The organism is uncultured Modestobacter sp. (assembly GCF_947486615.1).
Lineage (GTDB): Bacteria > Actinomycetota > Actinomycetes > Mycobacteriales > Geodermatophilaceae > Modestobacter.
On the sequence record NZ_CANKUD010000004.1, the window covers coordinates 26,535 to 46,678 of the forward strand.

Annotated in this window: 19 protein-coding genes; 11 read left to right on the plus strand and 8 right to left on the minus strand. The window is 73.9% G+C overall.

The features are described from left to right. Positions 1 to 95: 95 nt before the first annotated feature. Positions 96 to 917: a Bax inhibitor-1/YccA family protein gene (locus tag Q1A09_RS08750; RefSeq protein ID WP_299953652.1), complete on the plus strand. Its 822-nt coding sequence runs from the start codon at positions 96 to 98 to the stop codon at positions 915 to 917. Between the two features lie 170 nt (positions 918 to 1,087). Here Q1A09_RS08750 and Q1A09_RS08755 read toward each other — a convergent pair whose 3' ends face one another. Then, positions 1,088 to 2,308, minus strand: a complete 1,221-nt coding sequence (locus Q1A09_RS08755; RefSeq protein ID WP_299953655.1) for an acetyl-CoA C-acetyltransferase — start codon at positions 2,306 to 2,308, stop codon at positions 1,088 to 1,090. A 92-nt stretch (positions 2,309 to 2,400) separates the two neighbouring features. Next, positions 2,401 to 3,420, minus strand: a complete 1,020-nt coding sequence (locus Q1A09_RS08760) for an SGNH/GDSL hydrolase family protein (protein WP_299953658.1) — start codon at positions 3,418 to 3,420, stop codon at positions 2,401 to 2,403. A gap of 87 nt (positions 3,421 to 3,507) precedes the next feature. On the opposite strand from Q1A09_RS08760, the gene Q1A09_RS08765 reads away from it, so the two are divergent. Further along, positions 3,508 to 4,860 carry a DUF2252 domain-containing protein gene (locus Q1A09_RS08765; protein ID WP_299953661.1) on the plus strand — a complete coding sequence of 451 codons (1,353 nt, stop codon included), beginning with the start codon at positions 3,508 to 3,510 and terminating at the stop codon, positions 4,858 to 4,860. 12 nt (positions 4,861 to 4,872) lie between these two features. Here the strand turns inward: Q1A09_RS08765 and Q1A09_RS08770 are convergent, their stop codons facing one another. The 3 genes from Q1A09_RS08770 to Q1A09_RS08780 all read right to left on the minus strand — a co-directional run bounded on the left by Q1A09_RS08770 (position 4,873) and on the right by Q1A09_RS08780 (position 8,891). Beyond that, positions 4,873 to 5,343 carry a GNAT family N-acetyltransferase gene (locus tag Q1A09_RS08770; protein ID WP_299953663.1) on the minus strand — a complete coding sequence of 157 codons (471 nt, stop codon included), beginning with the start codon at positions 5,341 to 5,343 and terminating at the stop codon, positions 4,873 to 4,875. A gap of 70 nt (positions 5,344 to 5,413) precedes the next feature. Continuing rightward, entirely contained in the window at positions 5,414 to 7,408 is a 1,995-nt protein-coding gene (locus tag Q1A09_RS08775; protein WP_299953666.1) for a VWA domain-containing protein, read from the minus strand. Position 7,409: 1 nt separating this feature from the next. After that, positions 7,410 to 8,891: a sigma 54-interacting transcriptional regulator gene (locus tag Q1A09_RS08780; protein ID WP_299953669.1), complete on the minus strand. Its 1,482-nt coding sequence runs from the start codon at positions 8,889 to 8,891 to the stop codon at positions 7,410 to 7,412. A 102-nt stretch (positions 8,892 to 8,993) separates the two neighbouring features. Between Q1A09_RS08780 and ilvA the strand changes: the two genes are divergently transcribed. The 4 genes from ilvA (at position 8,994) to Q1A09_RS08800 (ending at position 14,505) form a co-directional block, all read left to right on the plus strand. Beyond that, positions 8,994 to 10,196 (plus strand): threonine ammonia-lyase, encoded by a 1,203-nt coding sequence (gene ilvA / locus Q1A09_RS08785; protein ID WP_299953672.1) that lies wholly within the window; start codon positions 8,994 to 8,996, stop codon positions 10,194 to 10,196. 186 nt (positions 10,197 to 10,382) lie between these two features. Then, positions 10,383 to 11,384 (plus strand): ATP-binding cassette domain-containing protein, encoded by a 1,002-nt coding sequence (locus tag Q1A09_RS08790; RefSeq protein ID WP_299953675.1) that lies wholly within the window; start codon positions 10,383 to 10,385, stop codon positions 11,382 to 11,384. Then, positions 11,381 to 12,190 carry an ABC transporter permease gene (locus Q1A09_RS08795; protein ID WP_299953678.1) on the plus strand — a complete coding sequence of 270 codons (810 nt, stop codon included), beginning with the start codon at positions 11,381 to 11,383 and terminating at the stop codon, positions 12,188 to 12,190. The genes Q1A09_RS08790 and Q1A09_RS08795 overlap by 4 nt, the downstream gene beginning before the upstream one ends. A 233-nt stretch (positions 12,191 to 12,423) precedes the next feature. Beyond that, positions 12,424 to 14,505 carry a M3 family metallopeptidase gene (locus Q1A09_RS08800; protein WP_299953681.1) on the plus strand — a complete coding sequence of 694 codons (2,082 nt, stop codon included), beginning with the start codon at positions 12,424 to 12,426 and terminating at the stop codon, positions 14,503 to 14,505. A 76-nt stretch (positions 14,506 to 14,581) separates the two neighbouring features. On the opposite strand, the gene Q1A09_RS08805 is transcribed toward Q1A09_RS08800, so the two are convergent. Together Q1A09_RS08805 and greA are read right to left on the minus strand one after the other, a co-directional pair. After that, the gene (locus Q1A09_RS08805) at positions 14,582 to 14,926 is read right to left on the minus strand and encodes an RNHCP domain-containing protein (RefSeq protein WP_222192310.1); all 345 of its coding nucleotides are present in this window, start codon (positions 14,924 to 14,926) and stop codon (positions 14,582 to 14,584) included. Between the two features lie 8 nt (positions 14,927 to 14,934). Next, on the minus strand, positions 14,935 to 15,441 hold the full coding sequence (gene greA / locus Q1A09_RS08810) for a transcription elongation factor GreA (protein WP_299953688.1): 507 nt from the start codon (positions 15,439 to 15,441) through the stop codon (positions 14,935 to 14,937). 280 nt (positions 15,442 to 15,721) lie between these two features. Here greA and mca point away from each other — a divergent pair, with 280 nt between their 5' ends. From mca to Q1A09_RS08825, 3 genes are read left to right on the plus strand one after another with little or no spacing between them, the layout of a single operon-like run. After that, the gene (gene mca, locus Q1A09_RS08815; protein ID WP_299953691.1) at positions 15,722 to 16,609 is read left to right on the plus strand and encodes a mycothiol conjugate amidase Mca; all 888 of its coding nucleotides are present in this window, start codon (positions 15,722 to 15,724) and stop codon (positions 16,607 to 16,609) included. Next, positions 16,606 to 16,926, plus strand: a complete 321-nt coding sequence (locus Q1A09_RS08820) for a hypothetical protein (RefSeq protein ID WP_299953694.1) — start codon at positions 16,606 to 16,608, stop codon at positions 16,924 to 16,926. The genes mca and Q1A09_RS08820 overlap by 4 nt, the downstream gene beginning before the upstream one ends. A 35-nt stretch (positions 16,927 to 16,961) precedes the next feature. Next, positions 16,962 to 17,480 carry a phosphate-starvation-inducible PsiE family protein gene (locus tag Q1A09_RS08825; protein WP_299953697.1) on the plus strand — a complete coding sequence of 173 codons (519 nt, stop codon included), beginning with the start codon at positions 16,962 to 16,964 and terminating at the stop codon, positions 17,478 to 17,480. Between the two features lie 15 nt (positions 17,481 to 17,495). On the opposite strand, the gene Q1A09_RS08830 is transcribed toward Q1A09_RS08825, so the two are convergent. Beyond that, positions 17,496 to 18,074, minus strand: a complete 579-nt coding sequence (locus Q1A09_RS08830; RefSeq protein ID WP_299953700.1) for a hypothetical protein — start codon at positions 18,072 to 18,074, stop codon at positions 17,496 to 17,498. A 203-nt stretch (positions 18,075 to 18,277) separates the two neighbouring features. On the opposite strand from Q1A09_RS08830, the gene Q1A09_RS08835 reads away from it, so the two are divergent. Together Q1A09_RS08835 and Q1A09_RS08840 are read left to right on the plus strand one after the other, a co-directional pair. After that, entirely contained in the window at positions 18,278 to 18,865 is a 588-nt protein-coding gene (locus tag Q1A09_RS08835; protein ID WP_299953703.1) for a hypothetical protein, read from the plus strand. Between the two features lie 24 nt (positions 18,866 to 18,889). After that, positions 18,890 to 20,140, plus strand: a complete 1,251-nt coding sequence (locus tag Q1A09_RS08840; protein WP_299953705.1) for a geranylgeranyl reductase family protein — start codon at positions 18,890 to 18,892, stop codon at positions 20,138 to 20,140. The last annotated feature ends 4 nt before the right edge of the window (positions 20,141 to 20,144 follow it).

The following is a 20,144-nucleotide window of genomic DNA, read 5'->3' on the forward strand; positions in this document are numbered from 1 at the left end:
AGTGGGAACTCGCCGGGCTGACCTGGCGTTGGAACAGGCAGCGTGGGGTGCACCGACTGCCTCACGGTCCGACCAGTCACCTCGAGGAGATGACGATGCCCAGCAGCAACCCGGCCTTCAGCCGGGGGTTCCCCGCGGCCGGCACCGGCCAGAACGCCGGCTGGGGCACCGCCCCGCAGCAGACGTACGGCGGGGCTCCCACCCAGCAGGACCCCTACGCCGCACCGTCGCCGTACGCGGCCACCGGTCGCGCCTACCTGACGATGGACGACGTCGTCACCAAGACCGGCATCACCTTCCTGGTGACCGTCCTGGCCGCCGCCGCGACCTGGGCGCTTCCGGGCACCTCCGCCGCGGCCTTCGCGCTGCCGGCGGTGCTGATCGCCTTCGTGATCGCGATGGTGATCTCGTTCAAGCAGATCGCCAACCCCGGGGCCACGCTGGCCTTCGCGGCCCTCGAGGGCATCGCACTGGGTGCGATCAGCGAGCTCTACGCCCTGCAGTTCGGCGGCAACATCATCATGCAGGCGGTGATCGGCACCTTCGGTGTCTTCGTCGGCATGCTGGTGGTCTACAAGACCGGCGCGATCCGGGTCACCCCGAAGCTGACCCGCTGGATCGTCGGCGCGATGTTCGGTGTGCTGGCCCTGGTGCTGGTCAACCTGGTCGCGAGCTTCTTCACCCCCGGCGGCCTCGGCCTGCGTGACGGTGGCACGTTCGCCATCATCTTCAGCCTGGTGGTCATCGGTGTCGCGGCGTTCTCGCTGCTGCTCGACTTCGACATGGCCGACGAGGCGATCCGCCGCGGTGCCGAGCCGAAGTTCGCCTGGTACATCGCCTTCGGCCTCCTGGTGACGGTCGTCTGGCTGTACCTGGAGATCCTGCGTCTGCTGAGCTACCTGCAGTCCAGCGACTGATGAAGGGCCTCCTTCTCCTCACCCCTTGCACGCTCGGGGCGAGCCTCTGAAGGGGCCTGACAACGACAGTGGCCCGGTCCCCGCGAGGGGGCCGGGCCACTGTCATGAGAAGGACCCCGTCCCCGGGCCCACGACACGCTCCGCGCGCCGCGGGCCCGGGGACGGAACTGCTAGCTCAGGCGCTCGAGCACCATCGCCATGCCCTGGCCGCCACCGACGCACATGGTCTCCAGGCCGAACTGGCCGTCCCGGGCGCGCAGGCCGTTGAGCAGGGTGCCGGTGATCCGGGCGCCGGTCATGCCGAAGGGGTGCCCGACGGCGATCGCGCCGCCGTGCACGTTCAGCTTGTCGATGTCGATGCCCAGGTCGCGGTAGCTGGGGATGACCTGCGCGGCGAACGCCTCGTTGATCTCCACCAGGTCCATGTCCGAGATGGACATCCCGGCGCGGGCCAGCGCCTGCTGCGAGGCGGCGACCGGGCCGTAGCCCATGATCTCCGGCGAGAGCCCGGTGACGCCGGTGGAGACGATCCGGGCCAGCGGGGTGATGCCCAGCTCGGCGGCCTTGGTGTCGCTCATGACCACCAGGGCGGCGGCGCCGTCGTTGAGCGGGCAGGCGTTGCCGGCGGTGACCCGGCCCTCGGGGCGGAAGACCGGCTTCAGGCCGGAGATGCCCTCGATCGTGGTGCCGGCGCGCGGGCCGTCGTCCGTGGTCACCACGGTGCCGTCGGGGGTGGTGACCGGGGTGATCTCCCGCTCCCAGAAGCCGCTGGCGATGGCCTGCTCGGCCAGGTTCTGGCTGCGGACGGCGAACTCGTCCATCTCGGCGCGGGAGACGTCCTTGAGCAGCGCGAGGTTCTCCGCCGTCTGGCCCATGGCGATGTAGGCGTCGGGCAGGTCGCCGTCCTCGCGCGGGTCGTGCCAGGAGTCGGCCCCGCTCTCGGCGGCCTTCGCGACCTTGGCCTGGGCGGCCTCGAACCGCGGGTTCTGGGTGTCCGGGATGGCGTCGGAGTTGCCCTTGACGAAGCGGGACACCATCTCCACGCCCGCGGAGATGAACACGTCGCCCTCGCCGGCCTTGATCGCGTGCAGCGCCATCCGGGTGGTCTGCAGCGAGGAGGAGCAGTAGCGGGTGATCGTCGTCCCGGGCAGGTGGTCCATGCCCATCAGGACGGCGACGACGCGGCCCATGTTGAAGCCCTGCTCACCGCCGGGCAGGCCGCAGCCGAGCATCAGGTCGTCGATGTCGGTCGGGTCCAGCTGCGGCACCTGGTCCAGCGCGGCCCGGGTGATCGTGGCGGCCAGGTCGTCGGGGCGGAAGTCCTTGAGCGACCCCTTGAACGCGCGGCCGATGGGGGAGCGGGCGGCGGCGACGATGACGGCTTCGGGCATGGGTCCTCCACGATGAGGCGCGCCGCCCCGGCGGGCGGCGACGGACGTCTGTCGCCTCGAACCTACTCCCGGGTACGGAGCGGCACCCGACCTCAGGACGACGCGGCGGCGGAGACGGCGTCGTCGGCCCGCTCGGCGGTCGGGATGTCCGGCGGGCGCCGGCGGCGCAGCCGGGCCCAGGGGCCCCGCGGCCCGGTCTCCTGGCCGCGGACGGCGGTCGGCTGGACCTCGGTGCCGGGGCGCCCGGCGGCGCGGGCGGCCGCCTGGGCGATCGGGCGCACGGTGTCCCGGCGCAACCGGAGGCCGCGGTCGGCGGCGGCCGGCCACACGCCCAGCGCGTCGGCGACCGAGGGCAGCAGCGACGCCGCGGCGGCGGCGTAGCCGGCGGCCGAGGGGTGGAACTCGTCGTTGCTGAACAGCCCACGGTCGGTGGCGAACGACGGGCCGAGCACCGAGCCCAGGGAGACGGTGCGCCCGCCCTCGGCAACCACGGCGATGGTCTGTGCCGCGGCGAGCTGGCGGCTCCAGCGCCGGGCCAGCAGCCGCAGCGGCTGGCTGATCGGCCGGATCGTGCCGAGGTCGGGGCAGGTGCCGACGACGACCTGGCAGTCGGCGGCGATCAGCCGGCGGACCGCCTCGGCCAGCGCCCGCACCGAGTCCGCTGGCCGGGCCCGGCTGGTCACGTCGTTGGCGCCGATCATGATCACGGCGACGTCCGGGTGCTCGTCCAGCGCCAGGTCGACCTGGGCGGCGAGGTCCTTGGAGACGGCACCGGACCGGGCGAACTTGGCCAGCCGGACCGGCCGCTCGGCGAGCTCGGTGAGGGCGGCGGCGATGAGCACGCCCGGCGTCTCGCCCGGGTCGTCCACGCCGAGCCCGACGGCGCTGGAGTCACCCAGCACGGTCAGGACCAGGGGCTTGCCGCGGCCGCGGCCGTAGACGCCGTTGCCGGTCGGCGGGTCGGCGGTGGCCGTGCCGGCGGTGATCCTGCGCCGGGCCGCGCGGGCCTCCTCGCGCAGCAGCGTCACCAGTGCGGCGCCGGCCAGTCCGACCCCGCCGCCGCCGTACACCGCGCCGGTCGCCAGTCGCCGCGCCCTGCTCGCTCGCGTCACCCGGCCCGTCCTCTCTCCCGGCTCCTCCGCCGCGTCCTGCGGTCGGGAGCGCTGATCACCAGGCTAGCCACCGCCTACGGTGGGGCCGTGGCCGACCACGCTGACCTCACCCCTGCGGACGACGACCGTCAGCAGCAGATCATCGACGTCCTCGTCGACGCCTTCGCCGACCTGATGGCCGCCGACGCGGACGCCTTCCGGACCAAGTTCCGCAAGATGGCCGCCGACCCGTTCGCCTTCTACCGCGGCTCGGCGTGCCTGTTCTACGCCGACATGGCGACGCTGTCGGATCGCTGGTGCGACGAGCGGACGTCGCGGGTGTGGATCCAGGGTGACCTGCACGCGGAGAACTTCGGCACCTACATGGACGGTCAGGGCCGGATCGTCTTCGACGTCAACGACTTCGACGAGGCCTACCTCGGCCACGTCAGCTGGGACCTGCGCCGGTTCGCCGCCAGCTTCGCGCTGCTGGCCTGGCGCAAGGCCCTCGGCGACGACGCGATCGACGCCGTGCTGCGCCGCTTCCTGGAGTCCTACCTCGACCAGGTACAGGCCTTCGTGGCCGCCGACGACGACCGCTCGTTCGCGCTCCGCCGGGAGAACACCGAGGGCGCGGTGCACGAGCTGGTGCTCAGCACCACCGAGCGCACCCGGATCGGCCTGCTGGAGCGGATGACGGTGATCGAGCGCCACCAGCGGCGCTTCGCCGACGGCCCGCGCACCCGCCGGCTGGACGACGCGGAGCACGCGGTGGTGCTGGCCGCCGTCGAGCGCTACCGGGAGACGTTGCCCGAGGGCCAGCGCCGTCGGGAGGTGACCTACGACGTGAAGGACGTCGTGGCCACCGGCGGCTTCGGCATCGGCAGCGCCGGGCTGCCCGCCTACAACGTGCTGATCGAGGGCTACGACCAGGCGCTGGAGAACGACGTCGTCCTGTCGATCAAGCAGGGCGGGGTGTCCGCGGTCAGCCGCGTGGTCACCGACCCGGCCATCCGCCGGCACTTCGAGCACGAGGGCCACCGGACGGCGATGAGCCAGCGGGCGCTGCAGTCGCATGCCTCGCCGTTCCTGGGGCACACCGAGATCGACGGGGTGGGGTTCGTCGTCGCCGAGCTGTCGCCCTACGAGCTGGACCTGGACTGGGACGACCTGACCGAGCCCGAGGAGATCCTCCCGGTGGTCACCCAGCTGGGCCGGGCCACGGCCAAGATGCACTGCGTCGGGGACGCCGACAGCGACCACGAGCTGGTGGACTTCCAGACCGAGGACGCGATCACCGCGATGGTCGGCGACCGGCGCGAGGAGCTGATCGCCGACCTGACCGCCTTCGCCCACTCCTACGCCCAGCGCACCCGGGACGACCACCGGCTGTTCGTGGACGCCTTCCGGGCCGGGCAGATCCCGGGGATCAGCTCCAGCGGGGCGCACCCGCTGCGCTGACCGCGTGCGGGTTCAGCGGATCGGCAGCTCGATCAGCATGCCGCGGTGCGGGCCGACCGGGCGCAGGTCGTACTCCTCGGTGACGGTGCTGAAGCCGATCCGCTCGTAGAAGCCGACGGCGCTGGCGCGGGCGTCGCACCAGACCAGCTGCCCTCCGCGGGCCGCGACCCGGGTGAGCCCCGCGGCGACCAGCGCCCGGCCGGCGCCCAGCCCGCGCACCCGCGGGTCGGTGGCCATGCCGCGCAGCTGCCAGGAGCCCTCGCCCTCCCGCCACGGGCAGTCCCGCGGGTGGAAGCGGACCACCCCGACCACCTCGCCGCCGTCGACCCGGGCTGCCAGGTGGAGGGTGTACGGGGCGTCGTCCTCGTCGATCTCCAGCGGCCGGCCCTGGCGGAGCTCCTGGGCGCGCAGCGGGTAGGTCGTCGCTGCGTCGACCTGCTCGATGGTGATCGTGCCGGTGCGGGCCGCGGACTCGGTGCTCACGCCTCCAGTCTCCCCGACCTCCTCGATGCGCCGGTGCGCCCCGCTGGGCGATGGGCAGCGGGGTCCTCCCTCAGCGGCGACCGCGTCCCCGGCGGGCGCGCAGGTAGTCGGCGACCACGTACTCGCCGAGCCGCTCGCTGTCGGGCTGGAAGACCCGCCCGCCGGCCCGCGCGGTGATGTCGTGCACGAACTCGATCAGCCCGGGCTCGGGGTCCAGTGCGAACACGTTGAGCGTCGCGCCCGAGCGGGCCACCCGTTCCACCTCGGCCACGGTGCGGGCGATCGTCTCGGGCATCGGCGGCCAGCAGAAGTACGGCGTCCCGTCGTCCTCGAGGTGGGCGGTGGGCTCGCCGTCGGTGACCACCAGCACCACCGGCTCGGCGTCCCGGTGCCGGGCCAGGAAGCGGCGGGCCAGCATCAGGCCGTGCTGCAGGTTGGTGCCCTGCAGGGTGTCCACGGAGAGCTCGGCGAGGGTCTCCGGGCGCAGCACCTGCGCGGTGGAGGAGAAGCCGATGATCTCGATGGCGTCCTGCGGGAACTGGGTGGTCACCAGCGAGTGCAGCGCCATCGCGGTCGACTTGGCCGCGCCCCAGGTGCCGCGCAGCGCCATCGAGTAGGAGAGGTCGACCAGCAGCGCCACGGCGGCCCCGGTGCGCCGTTCGGTCTCCACCACCTCGAAGTCCTCGACGGCGATCTGCACCCGGCGCGCGCCCTCCTGCCGCGGCGTGCCGGCGCTGCGCAGCACGGCGTTGCGCACCGTGCGGACGACGTCCAGCGGCTGCTCGTCGCCGAACCGCCACTCCCGCGACGCCCCGGTCAGCTCGCCGGCGGCACCGGCGTCGGCGACGTCGTGCTCGCCGCGGCCGGTCGCCGACAGCTGGGCGAACACCCGGCGCAGCGCGGTGGCGCCCAGCCGGCGCACCGCCTTGGGGGAGAGCTGCAGCGCGCCCTCCGACCGGTTCAGCCAGCCCTGCCGCTCCAGCTCGCGCTCCAGCCGGCGCAGCGCGGCCAGGTCGTCGACGGCCGAACGGCCCAGCGCCTGTTCCAGCAGCTCCTCGTCCACGTCGGCGAGCGAGGCGCCGGCGTAGCCCTGGGACAGCTGCTGGGACAGCGACTCGAGGTCGGCCAGCTCGGCGACCGCGGTCGTCGCGTCGCCCAGGCCGAGGCCCTGCTCGCCGTCCGGCACCGGACCGCGCTGGCCCCACGGCAGGTCGGGGCGGGCCTGGCGCAGCGCGTCGGACAGGTGCGCCATCTCGCTCTGCAGCCCGAGGTCGCCCATCGCCTGGCCCATCAGGTCCTGCAGCTCGGCCCGCTGCTCGGCCGACAGTCCGGCCATCATCCGCTCCTGGGCCGCGGCCCGGCGGGCGAGGGAGTCGATCAGCTCCTCCACCGACTGCGGGTCGTCGGGGAAGAACTGCCCGTGCTTGCTCATGAAGTCGGCGAACTGGGCGTCGGTGTCCTCGCCGCGGTTGTGCGCGTCGACCAGTGCGGACAGGTCGGCGACCATGTCCTTGACCGCCTGCATCGCGGCGCCGTCGCCGTCGGCCATCTGCTGCAGGGCCTGCTTCATCCCCTGGAAGGAGCTGTCCAGCACCTCCTGCCGGAGCAGGTCCTCGATCTCCCGGTAGGCCTGCGCGGCCTCGGGCGAGCGCCAGGCGCGGTCCTTGAGCGCCCGGACGGCGCCGGCGGTGTCCTGGGGCAGCGCGTCCAGCTCGGCCTCGGCCAGCCGGGCGCCGTCGTCCGGGTCGGGGAACAGTGCCGTCCGCTCGGCCTCCACCGCGCGGTCCAGCAGCTCGCGCACTTGTTCCAGCGTGCCGTCCAGCCGGCCGGCCTGCCGGGCCTTGCGCAGCCGGTCGCGGACGTCGCGGCGGAGCTGGTCCAGCCCGCGCCGTCCGTCCGCCCCGCGGCGCAGCAGGTCGCGCATCGCCTCCCGGACGCCGCTGCCGGCCAGCACCTGGTCGCCGATCTCGTCGACCGCGGAGGCGACGTCGTAGGGCGGGGCGAGCGGATCGGGCCCGCCCCGCCACTTGCCGTACCGGTACCCGCCGTGCCGTCGCTGGGGCATGTCAGGCCCCGTAGACCGTGCGGGAGCCGTCGGTGTCCTTGGCCAGCCGGCGGGTGAGCCAGAGCCCCTCGAGCGCGAACTCCACCGCCGCGGCGGCCTGCTCGGCGGACTGCTCGCCCTCGGGCACCCCGAGCCGGCCCAGCAGCTGGGCCAGGTGCGGGATGGTGCCGAGCTGCCCGAGCAGGGCGGCGGCCGGCACCAGGTCGCCGGACTCGACGGTGTCGCCGCCGGTGAAGTGCTCCTGCAGGCCGGTCAGGTCCAGGCCGCCGCAGCGGGCCCGGAACGTCTGCGCGGTCGCCTGCCGGAGCAGGTGCTCCAGCACCTCGAGGTCACGGTCGTCGTCGGCGTCGCTGCCGGCGTCGGCGAACTCGACCTTGCCCCGGCTGGCCGGCACGATGCTGGGCAGGTCGACCACCCGCGCCACCGGCCGGGTCTCCCCGGCGACCGCGGCCCGCCGGACGGCGGAGGCGGCGACGGTCTCCAGCCCGGCGATGGCGAACCGGGCGCTGACCCCGGAGCGCTGGTCGACGTGGCTGGACTCGCGGACCAGGCGGGTGAACCGGGCGACGATCTCCACCAGGTGCTCGGGCACCAGCGGGGCGTCCAGGCCGTTGCCGGTCAGCCAGCCGGTCTGCGCCTCCTGGTGCAGCAGCCGGATCTCATCGGCGAGCTCGATGGGGTAGTGGGTGCGCACCTCGGCGCCGAACCGGTCCTTGAGCGGGGTGATGATCCGGCCCCGGTTCGTGTAGTCCTCCGGGTTCGCGCTGGCCACCAGCAGCAGGTCCAGCGGCAACCGCACCCGGTAGCCGCGGATCTGGATGTCCCGCTCCTCCAGCACGTTCAGCAGCGCCACCTGGATCCGCTCGGCCAGGTCGGGCAGCTCGTTGACGCTGAAGATGCCGCGGTTGGTGCGTGGCACCAGCCCGTAGTGCACCGTCTCCGGGTCGCCCAGGGTGCGGCCCTCGGCCACCTTGATCGGGTCGACGTCGCCGATCAGGTCACCCACGCTGGTGTCGGGGGTGGCCAGCTTCTCGCCGAACCGCTCGCTGCGGTGCAGCCAGCCGACCGGGGTGGCGTCGCCGTGCTCGGCGACCTGCCGGTGCCCCCAGACGCTGATCGGGGCCAGCGGGTGCTCGTTGAGCTCGCTGCCGACCAGCACCGGCGTCCACTCGTCGAGCAGGCCGACCAGGGTGCGGATCAGCCGGGTCTTGCCCTGGCCGCGCTCGCCGAGCAGCACCAGGTCGTGCCCGGCGATCAGGGCGCGCTCGACCTCGGGGACGACGGTCTCCTCGAAGCCGACGATCCCGGGCAGGGAGGGCTGCCCGGCGGCGAGGCGGGCGAGCAGGTTGTCGCGGATCTCGGCCTTGACCGGCCGCGGGGTGGCGCCGCTGGCGCGGAGCTCGCCCAGCGTCGTCGGAGCAGGGGCCTCGGGAGCGGGAAGGGTGGGGGACTGCGAGGTCCCCGTCGGTGCGGCGTCCGTCACCTCGACCACGGTACGACGGACCGGTGACACCCGGGTGTCCGTCGGTCCGCCCACCTGCGGGCTGGGAGGATCGGCGGCGTGTCCGTCCCCGGTGCAGTTCCCATGATCAGCGGCGCCGACGTCGAGGCGGCCGCCCAGCTGCTGGACGGCGTCGTCCGGCGCACGCCGCTGGAGCACTCCCGCGCCCTCGCCGAGCGGGTGGGCGGACCGGTCTGGCTCAAGTGCGAGAACCTGCAGCGCACCGGCTCGTTCAAGATCCGCGGCGCCTACACCCGGATCGCCCGGCTGACCGACGAGGAACGGGCCCGCGGGGTGGTCGCCGCCAGCGCCGGGAACCACGCCCAGGGGGTCGCGCTGGCCGCCCGGGAGCTGGGTGCTGCGGCGACGGTCTTCATGCCGGAGAGCGCGCCGTTGCCCAAGGTGGCCGCCACCCGCGGGTACGGCGCGGAGGCGAGGCTGGGCGGGGCGACCCTCACCGAGGCGATGGTGTCGGCCGTCGAGCACGCCGCCGCGACCGGGTCGGTGTTCATCCACCCCTTCGACCACCCGGACGTGATCGCCGGGCAGGGCACGGTCGGGCTCGAGGTGCTCGAGCAGTGCCCCGACGTGGCGACCGTCGTGGTGTGCACCGGCGGTGGGGGGCTGGTCTCCGGGATCGCCGCAGCGGTCAAGGCCCGCCGTCCCGACGTCCGGGTGGTCGCCGTGCAGGCGGCCGCGGCCGCGGCGTTCCCGGCCTCGCTGGCCGCCGGCCGGCCGGTGCCGCTGACCGCGATGAGCACGATGGCCGACGGGATCGCCGTGGCCGCCCCCGGCGACCTGACCCTGGCGCACGTGGCCGGGCTGGTCGACGAGGTGGTCACCGTGACCGAGGGCGACCTCTCCCGCGCGCTGCTGTTCTGCGTGGAGCGGGCCAAGCTCGTCGTCGAGCCGGCCGGGGTGGCCGCGGTGGCCGCGCTGCTGGCCGACCCGGCCGCCTTCGCACCGCCCGTGGTGGCCGTCGTCTCCGGCGGCAACATCGACCCGGTGCTGATGATGAAGGTCGTCCAGCACGGCATGGCCGCGGCCGGGCGGTACCTGTCGCTGCGGGTGACCGCCCCCGACCGCCCCGGCTCGCTGGCCCGGCTGCTGCACGAGCTCGCCGGGCTGGCGGCCAACGTGCTGTCGGTCGAGCACGAGCGGACGACGCCGCGGCTGGACCTCGGCGAGGTCGAGATCGGCGTGCACCTGGAGACCCGCGGCCCCGACCACGCCCGGGACGTGGTGGCGGCGCTGGCCGCCGCCGGCTATGCGCCGCAGGTCGACTGAGGTGCCCCGCAGGTCGACTGAGGCCGGATGGATGAGTTCTCCGGCCGGGAAGGGTCTTCTGCACGGCTGACCCTCCGTCGCGGCGGAGGGTTCCACCGTCGTCGGAGGAGTGTTCATGCAACGGACCCGTGGGGTCGCCGGGAGCTTGCGCCGGGAATGTCGGGGGGTGCCTCTACCGTGCCGGGCATGACCAACGCCGTCGTCGTCGAGGGGCTCGTCAAGCGCTTCGGGGAGCACACCGCCCTCGATGGGGTCGACCTCACCGTGGCCGAGGGCACCGTCCTCGGGTTGTTGGGCCCCAATGGGGCTGGCAAGACCACCGTGGTGCGCATCCTCAGCACCCTGCTGCAGCCCGACGCGGGGCGTGCTGAGGTCGCCGGCCTCGACGTGGTCGCCCAGGCCGACCAGGTGCGCGCCACCATCGGGTTGACCGGGCAGTACGCCGCGGTCGACGAGCACCTGACCGGTGCGGAGAACCTGGAGATGGTCGGCCGGCTGTACCGGCTGGGCAAGCGGGAGGCCCGCGCGCGCGGCGGCCAACTGCTGGAGCGGTTCGACCTCACCGGCGCGGCGAACCGCCCGGCGAAGACCTACTCCGGCGGGATGCGCCGGCGGCTGGACATCGCCGCGTCGCTGATCGCCCGGCCCAAGGTGGTGTTCCTCGACGAGCCGACCACCGGCCTCGACCCGCGCAGCCGGCTGGGGATGTGGGAGTTCATCGCCGACCTGGTCGGCGAGGGGACGACGATCCTGCTCACCACCCAGTACCTGGAGGAGGCCGACCGGCTCGCCGACCGGATGGTGGTGATCGACCGCGGCAAGGTGATCGCCCGCGGCACCGCCGACGAGCTGAAGGCGCAGGTGGGCGGGGAGCGGCTGGAGCTCACCGTGGCCACCGTCGAGCAGCTCGCCGTGGTCACCGACGCCCTGCGCCCGCTCGCCCACGGCGAGCCGCACGCCGACCAGCAGACCCGCCGGCTCTCGGTGCCGGTCACCGGCGGCACCGACACGCTGGCCGAGGCGCTGCGCCGGCTGGCCGGCACCGGCGCCGAGGTGCTGGACGTCGGGCTGCGCCGGCCCGATCTGGACGACGTCTTCCTGACCCTCACCGGTCGCCCCACCGAGGAGACCGAGAGCTCCGCGACCGCCGAGTCGACCACCGCCGCCAGTGCAGGAGCCCAGTCGTGACCACAGTGGCCCAGACCATCTCCGACAGCGCGGTCATCACCCGGCGCAACCTGATCAAGGTCAAGCGGGTGCCCGACCTGATCGTCTTCGCGACGCTGTCGCCGATCATGTTCGTGCTGCTCTTCCGCTATGTCTTCGGCGGTGCCATCCAGGGGCTCCCGCCGGGCGTCAGCTACGCGGAGTTCCTGCTGCCGGGGATCTTCGCCCAGACCATCGTCCTCGGGTCCACCACCACCGGCGCCAGCATCGCCGAGGACCTGCAGAAGGGGCTGATCGACCGGTTCCGGTCGCTGCCGATGTCCCGCTCGGCCGTGCTGATCGGCCGCACCGTTGCCGACCTGGGCCTCAACGCCATCTCCATCGTGGTGATGGCGCTGACCGGGCTGGTCGTGGGGTGGCGGATCAACAGCTCGGTGCCCGAGGCGATCGCCGGGTTCCTCCTGCTGCTTGCCTTCGCCTTCGCCATCAGCTGGATGATGGCGCTGGTCGGTCTGCTCGTGCGGACGCCCGAGGTGGTCAACAACGCCAGCTTCATCGTGATCTTCCCGCTGACCTTCGTGGCCAACACGTTCGTGCCGCTGGAGACCTTCCCGACGGTGCTGCGGGTCTTCGCGGAGTGGAACCCGGTGTCCGCGGTCGTGCAGGCCGCCCGTCAGCTGTTCGGCAACCTGCCCGAGGGCTTCCCCGCGCCCGACGCGTGGTCCTTGCAGAACCCCGTGCTCTACACGCTGCTGTGGGTGCTGCTGTTCCTGGCCATCTTCGTGCCGCTGGCGGTGCGGGCCTACCTGCGCACCGCCAGCCGCTGATGAAGGACCCCGTCCTCCTCATCCTTCGCAAGCTCAGGGCGAGCCTCTGGACGGGGCCGACGGGAGGACCCGGCAGCGGGGCCGGGACCAGGGCGGGGCCGGGGCTGGGACCAGGGCGGGGCTGGGACCAGGGCGGGGCCGGAGCTGGGACCAGGAAGGGAACTGCAGGGCGGTCGTGACCGGGTGGTCGTCCAGGTGACGGCCGGTCGGGGGGCGGGGCGAAGATGGGGGCGATGAGCACCGCTGCACCGACCTCCGCGTCGGATCCCGCGCCCCTGTCCGCCTCGAACCCGCTGGCCGCGCCGTCCGCGCTGCCGTACGAGCTGCCGCCGTTCGCCGACATCTCCCTGGAGCACTGCCGGGAGGCGCTGCTGGCCGGCATGGCCGCGCAGCGGGCGGAGGTCGCCGCGCTGTTGGCCGACCCGGCCGAGCCGACCTTCGACAACACCGTCGTCGCGCTGGAGCGCTCGGGCCAGCTGCTCGGCCGGGCCGAGGCGGTCTTCTGGAACCTCGCGTCCTCGCTGGCCACCGACCGGCTGCGGGAGATCGAGCGGGAGGTCGCTCCGCTCTCGGCGGCCCACTCCGACGCGCTGCGGCTGGACCCGGCGCTGTTCGCCCGGATCGACGCGGTGCACGCCGGCCGGCTCGACGCCGGCCTGGACGCCGAGTCGCTGCGCCTGGTCGAGCGCTACCACCTGGACTTCGTGCTCGCCGGCGCCGGCCTGGACGAGGCCGGGCGCGAGCAGCTGCGAGACCTCAACCAGCGCCTCTCCGAGCTGTCCACGACCTTCGGGCAGAACCTGGTGGTGGCCACCGAGGCCGCGGCGGTGCTGGTCAGCGACGAGGCCGAGCTGGACGGGCTGAGCCCCGCCGAGGTGCAGGCCGCCGCCGGCGCCGCGTCCGAGCGGGGTCACGAGGGCGGGCACCTGCTCACCCTGGTGCTGCCCAGCGGTCAGCCGGCCCTGGCGAAGCTGCGCAACCGCGAGCTGCGCCGCCGGCTGCACGAGGCGTCGCTGACCCGCGCGTCGGCCGGGGAGCACGACAACGGCCCGATCGCCGCGGAGATGGCCCACCTGCGCGCGGTGCGCGCCCGGCTGCTGGGCTTCGACACCCACGCCGACCTGATCGCCGCCGACCAGACCGCGCAGACCTCCGCCGCCGTCGACGAGCTGCTCGGCGCCCTCGTGCCGCCGGCGATGGCCAACGCGAAGGCCGAGGCGGAGGTGCTCGCCGAGGTGGCCGCCGCCGACGGGGTGCAGCTGGCCGCCTGGGACTGGGCCTTCTACTCCGAGCGGGTGCGGGCCGAGCGCTATGCCGTCGACAGCGCGGCCCTGCGCCCGTGGTTCGAGCTGGACCGGGTGCTCGTCGACGGCGTCTTCCGCGCCGCCGAGCTGCTCTACGGCCTCACCTTCACCCCGCGCCCGGACCTGCAGGGCTACCACCCCGACGTCCGGGTGTGGGAGGTCTTCGCCGACGAGCAGCCCGTCGGGCTCTACCTGGGTGACTTCTTCGCCCGCGAGGGCAAGCGCGGCGGGGCGTGGATGAGCTCGTTCGTGCACCAGTCGGGCCTGCTGGACACCCGCCCCGTGGTGTTCAACTGCCTCAACGTCACCCGGCCGGCGGCCGGGCAGCCGACCCTGCTGACCCTCGACGAGGTCACCACGCTGTTCCACGAGTTCGGGCACGCGCTGCACGGGCTGTCCTCGGCGGTGACCTACCCGCGGTTCTCCGGCACCAGCGTGCCGCGGGACTTCGTCGAGTTCCCCAGTCAGGTCAACGAGATGTGGGCGCTGTGGCCCGAGGTGCTGGCCCACTACGCCAAGCACGTCGAGACCGGTGAGCCGCTGGCCCAGACGACCGTCGACGCGATCGAGGCCGCCGCCCTGTGGGGCGAGGGGTTCGCCACCGTCGAGTACCTGGGCGCCACGCTGCTGGACCAGGCCTGGCACCGGATCGGGCCGGACACGCAGGTCCCCGACCCCCAGGCGTTCGAGGCCCGGGCCCTGGCCGACGCCGGTGTCGCGTTCGAACTGGTGCCGCCGCGGTACCGGACGACGTACTTCCAGCACGTCTTCGCCGGCGGCTACTCGGCCGGCTACTACTCCTACATCTGGTCGGAGGTGCTGGACGCCGACACGGTGGAGTGGTTCAAGGAGAACGGTGGGCTGCGCCGGGCGAACGGTGACGTCTTCCGCGAGCGGCTGCTCTCCCGCGGTGGCTCGGTCGACCCCCTGGGTGCCTTCGCGGCCGTCCGCGGCCGCACCGCCGACACCGGCCCGCTGCTCCGCCGCCGCGGTCTGGCCCCGGCCGCCTGATCCAGCCAAGCGGAACGGCCCCACGGACGTGTGTCCGTGGGGCCGTTCGGTCTCCGCCCGCGGTGGGCGGATCGGGTCAGAGCCAGGGGAGCTGGAGCACCAGGTCGAGGTCGTCGGGGGCGGCGCCGTCCCGGACCAGCCGGTTGGGCTGCCGGTGGCCGCAGGTGGTGCACCGGTGCACCACCTGCCAGCCCTTGCCCGACTTCTCCACCAGGCCGATCGGCTCCATCAGCGCCCGGCACTCGCTCGCCCGGTCGCCGGGCAGCTCGTCGACGTGCAGCGACCACAGGCACCAGGGGCAGTGGTTGCGGTAGTGCCCGTCGGTGTTGGCGGGCACCAGGGTCTCGCAGTGCCCGCAGACGAAGGTGGTGTTCTCCGCCCGCCGGCCCCGCGTGTGCCCGCCGTCCACCGTGCTGGTCATGCGGCCGGTCAGGGGACGAACGGCTCGACGGCCAGGACCTTCACGGAGATGTCCTTGCCGTTGGGTGCCTGGTAGGTGACCGTCGACCCCGGCTCGGCGCCGACGATCGCGGAGCCCAGCGCCGACTCGGGGGAGTAGACGGTGAGCTCGGTGGTGCCGGCGATCTCGCGGGAACCGAGGAGGAACTTCTCGGTGTCGTCCTCGTCGCCGTCGAAGGCGATGGTGATGACCGTGCCGAGGGCCGCGTTGGTCGCGGTGGTCGGCGCGTCGCCGACGCGGGCCTTGCGCAGCAGGTCGGTGAGCTGGCGGATCCGGCCCTCCTGCTTGCCCTGCTCCTCGCGGGCAGCGTGGTAGCCGCCGTTCTCCTTGAGGTCACCCTCCTCGCGGCGGTCGTTGATCTCCTTGGCCATGGCCGGACGGTTCGCCACCAGCTGGTCGAGCTCGGCGCGCAGCCGGTCGTGGGCCTCCTGCGTCAGCCAGGTGCCCTGGTCCTGCTCGTCAGTGGGGGTGGACACGTAGTGCTCCCGGTGCTCGATTGGTGACCCTCCGCTCCGAGGGCCACCGGTGGTCAATCCGAGCAACCTAACACCGGAGCCTGCCCTCGCGCAGTGCTCGGCGGAACCGGTCCGGCCGCTGGCCGAGGTCGCGGGGAGTGGCGCGGCGCACACCCGGTGCTCCCCGGGGGGCGTGCCAGGACGCGGATCCGAGTGGGACGATGGCCGGTGTGGCCGAGTGGGCCAGGCCATCAGGCAGCACCGTCGGGCACGGGTTCGACGAGCCGAGCGAGGAGAGACCGTGACCGAACCGGACCAGCTGCGGCTGCTCGCGGTGCACGCGCACCCCGACGACGAGTCGAGCAAGGGCGCCGCGACCATGGCGAAGTACGTCGCCGAGGGCGTCCAGGTGCTGGTGGCCACCTGCACCGGCGGCGAGCGCGGCTCGGTGCTGAACCCGGCCATGGACCGTCCCGAGGTGTGGGAGCGGATGGCGGAGATCCGCACCGAGGAGATGGCCCGGGCCCGCGAGATCCTCGGCGTGGAGCAGGAGTTCCTCGGCTTCGTCGACTCGGGGCTGCCCGAGGGCGATCCGCTGCCGCCGCTGCCCGAGGGCTGCTTCGCCCTCGTCCCCGTCGAGGAGGCCGCGGCCCCGCTGGTCGCGCTGATCCGCCGGTTCAAGCCGCAGGTGATGACCACCTACGACGAGCGGGGCGGCTACCCGCACCCCGACCACATCAAGACCCACGACATCTCCGTGCACGCGTTCGAGGCGGCCGGCGACCCCGACCGTTACCCCGAGCTCGGTGAGCCCTGGCAGGTCAGCAAGCTCTACTACCACATGGGCTTCACGCTGCCCCGCACGAAGGCGCTGCACGAGGCGATGCTCGCCACCGGCGCCGAGTCGCCCTACACGGAGTGGCTGGCGAGCTGGGACCCGGCCAACGACATCTCCCACCGGGTGACCACCCGGGTGCCCTGCGCGGAGTACTTCCCGGTGCGCGACGCGGCGCTCATCGCCCACGCCACCCAGATCGACCCGACCGGGCGCTGGTTCTCCGTCCCGCTGGACCTGCAGACCCGCACGTGGCCGACCGAGGACTACGAGCTGGCCCGCTCGCTGGTCGACTCGACCACCCCGGAGGACGACCTGTTCGCCGGCGTCCGCACCTCCGCGGACGTCTCGTGAACGCCACCTTGACGCTGCTGGCCGTCCAGGAGCAGCAGCTCCCCGAGGACGTCGGCAAGGCCGGCCCGGTCGGGCTGTTCCTGATCGTGGTGCTGCTGATCGCGGTGATCCTGCTCGGCCGGTCGATGGGCCGGCACCTCAAGCGGGTGCCGCGCAGCTTCGACCCGGCCGACCGGGTGCCCGACAGCCCCGCCGAGCTGGTCGACGACCCGGCCCCGGGTCAGGAGCTGCTGGACACCCTGCGCCGGGCGCCGCTGGCGATCGAGCCGCCGCGTCGCAGCGGTGACCCGCACGAGGGACGTCCGCCCGCGTCCTGATCCCCGCAGGGGTCGCCGGCGGCCATGATCGCCGGATGGCGACCCAGCGGGCCCGGCGCGACCCCGAGCAGCAGGACGACGAACGGCCCGGCCTGGGCCGGTTCGGCACCCGGGCGCTCGAGGTCGGCGAGAACCTCGTCTACGCCGGCATCGCCCTGTTCCTGGTCGTCAGCGCCTTCCTGCTGCTCATCGTGGCCGGGAAGACCACCTGGGGGATGGTCGATGACTTCTCCCAGACACCGGTGCTCGAGCTCCTCGACGTCCTGCTGCTCGTGTTCATCGTGGTCGAGCTGCTGTTCGCCGTCCGCACCACGGTCGAGCGCCGCGAGCTGATCGCCGAGCCGTTCCTGCTGGTCGGGATCATCGCCTCGATCAAGGAGATCGTCGTCCTCTCGGTCGAGGCGGCGAGCGCCCTGGGCAAGGGCCCGGCCTTCGACGACCGGATCACCGAGATCGCCGTCCTGGGGGTGCTGGTCGTGCTGCTCGGTGCGACGGCCTGGCTGCTGCGCCGCAAGGAGCGGGAGCCGGACGAGGGCCAGATCCCGCCGGACTGACCAGGCCCGCCGGACTCACCAACGGTGGGCGACGTCCAGCACGAGGCGGGCGCCGTCGGCGGTGCCCGGAGCGCCGTCCAGTACGAAGACCCGGAACGGCAGCCGGGCCCGGGTGCCGACGGCGAGGGACGTCTGCCCCTCGAAGGAGCCGGCCCAGGCGACCTGTTGCAGGGTGCGGGCGCCGCCGACGGCGACGACCTCGGTCGGGTCGGTCGGCTGGTACGTCGGCCGGTAGGCGTCGTCGTACGCGGGTGCCTGCACGATGACCTGCAGCACGGCGCCACCCCGGGCGGGCACCGGTGTGCCCGATCCCTGGGCTCCGACCTGCTCGACGTACCGGACGGCGTACCCGCTGGTCCCGCCGGCGTCCTGGAGGTCCACCACCAGCCGGTCGAAGCACGGGTGCTGCCCGGCCCGGACGTCGGCGACCGTGCCGGGGGAGTACGCCGGCGGCGCGGCCTCGGGCAGTGAGCCCCAGCGGATGCCGCAGTACGGGTCGCTGCCGGCGTGAGCCGGCAGCGCGCCGCCCAGCAGGGCGACGGTGGCGAGCAGCACGACGGCGAGCACCCGCGGGCGGGTTCGGGTCCGGTCCATGACGACCTCCTCGGTGTCGTCGAGGAGGTGCCCGGTGGGCGGTCCGGTGAACGTGACGATCGGGTGACGAGGGCTCCGGACCGGTGCCGCGGTCCTCGGTGGACGGGTGGCGGCCCTGTCCGCTGTCAGCGCAGCGACGAGGCCGCCAGACCCTCGATTACATGATTACAGTCCGAGGAGTCCGTCCGTCCTAGGAGGCACTCGTGTTCACCCACCACCACCGTTTCCCGCCTGAGGGCTTCCCCGGCCGGGGTCGCGCCCGCGGCCGGGGAGCCGACACCAGCCCACCGGTCGAGCGCGCGGAGGTCGCCGGCTGGTTCGCCGGCCGGCTCCCCGACGAGTGGTTCACCGGCCCGGTCGAGCTGGTCATCGACCGCGACGAGATCACCGTCATCGGCGCCGTCCCCGAGCCCGACGCGGGGGAGGGCGACCCGGCAGCGGCCCGGGCCGGGCGGATCGCCCGCTTCCGGGAGCAGACCCGAGGGCAGCGGATGGCGATCGCCGACGCCGCGCAGGAGCGCTACGGCCGCTCGGTGGCCTGGGGGGCGTCCTGCGGCGACGCCCGGGAGCTGTTCACCACGCTCTCGGTCCCGGTGATGACCCGGCTGCGCCAGCCCGAGCGGCTGGTGCTGGACACCCTGGTCGACGCGGGGGTGGCGCGCAGCCGCTCCGAGGCGCTGGTCTGGGCGGTACGGCTGGTCGGGCAGCACACCGACGACTGGCTGGCCGAGCTGCGGACGGCGATGGCCGGCGTCGAGGAGGTCCGTTCGCGGGGGCCGAACGTCGGCTGAGGCCCGGGCGAGGACACTGGGCCGGTGACCACCAGCGTCGAGCCGACCGAGACCGACGTCCTGGTGGTCGGGGCCGGCCCCGCGGGATCGGCTGCCGCGGCCTGGGCCGCGCGGGGCGGTGCCGACGTCGTCCTCGCCGATGCCGCCGTCTTCCCCCGCGACAAGACGTGCGGCGACGGGCTCACCCCCCGGGCGATCGCCGAGCTCGACCAGCTGGGGCTCGGTGACTGGGTGCGCTCACACGGCCGCAACCGCGGTCTGCGGGCCGCCGGGTTCGGCCAGGAGCTGCTGCTGCCGTGGCCGGGGGGCTCGCTGCCCGACCACGGCGGCGCCGTCCCGCGCACCGAGCTCGACGCCCGGATCCGGGAGGTCGCCCTGGAGGCCGGGGCCACTCCGGTCGAGGGCGCCCGCGCCGTGGACGTCGAGCGGGACGGCGACCGGGTGGCCGGGGTGGTGTTCCGCCGTCCCGACGACTCGACGACGACGGTGCGGTGCCGCCGGCTGGTCGTGGCCGACGGTGTCCGCTCGCCGCTGGGGCGGGTGCTGGGCCGGGAGTGGCACAAGGACACCGCCTACGGCGTGGCCGCGCGCGGGTACGTGACCTCGGGTCGCAGCGACGACGAGTGGATCTCCTCGCACCTGGAGCTGCGTGGCGCCGAGGGTGACCTGCTCTCCGGCTACGGCTGGGTGTTCCCGCTGGGCGCGGACGCCGGGGAGGTCAACATCGGGGTCGGGACGCTGGCCACCGAGCGCCGCCCGGCCGACGTCCGGCTGCGCAGCCTGCTGGAGCTCTACACCGACCAGCGGCGCGAGGAGTGGCAGATCGAGGGCGCCGTCCGGGCTCCGGCGAGCGCGCTGCTGCCGATGGGCGGGGCGGTGTCGGGGGTCGCGGGGCGCAACTGGGCACTGGTCGGCGACGCCGCGGGCTGCGTGAACCCGCTGAACGGCGAGGGCATCGACTACGGCCTGGAGACCGGTCGCAGCGTGGTCGAGCTGTTCGCCGACGACGACTGGTCACGGGCCTGGCCGGAGACGCTGCGCCGCCACTACGGCGAGGCCTTCTCCATCGCCCGCCGCCTGGCCGGCCTGCTCACCGTGCCCCGCCTGCTCCCCGCCGCCGGCCCGATCGGCATGCGCTCCCGCGCCCTGATGACCGTGGCCCTCCGCGTCATGGGCAACCTCGTCACCGACGCCGACCGCGACGTCACAGCCCGCGCCTGGCGCCTGGCCGGCCGAGCCTCCCTCAAGCTGGACCACCGGGTCCCGTTCAGCTGAGCCA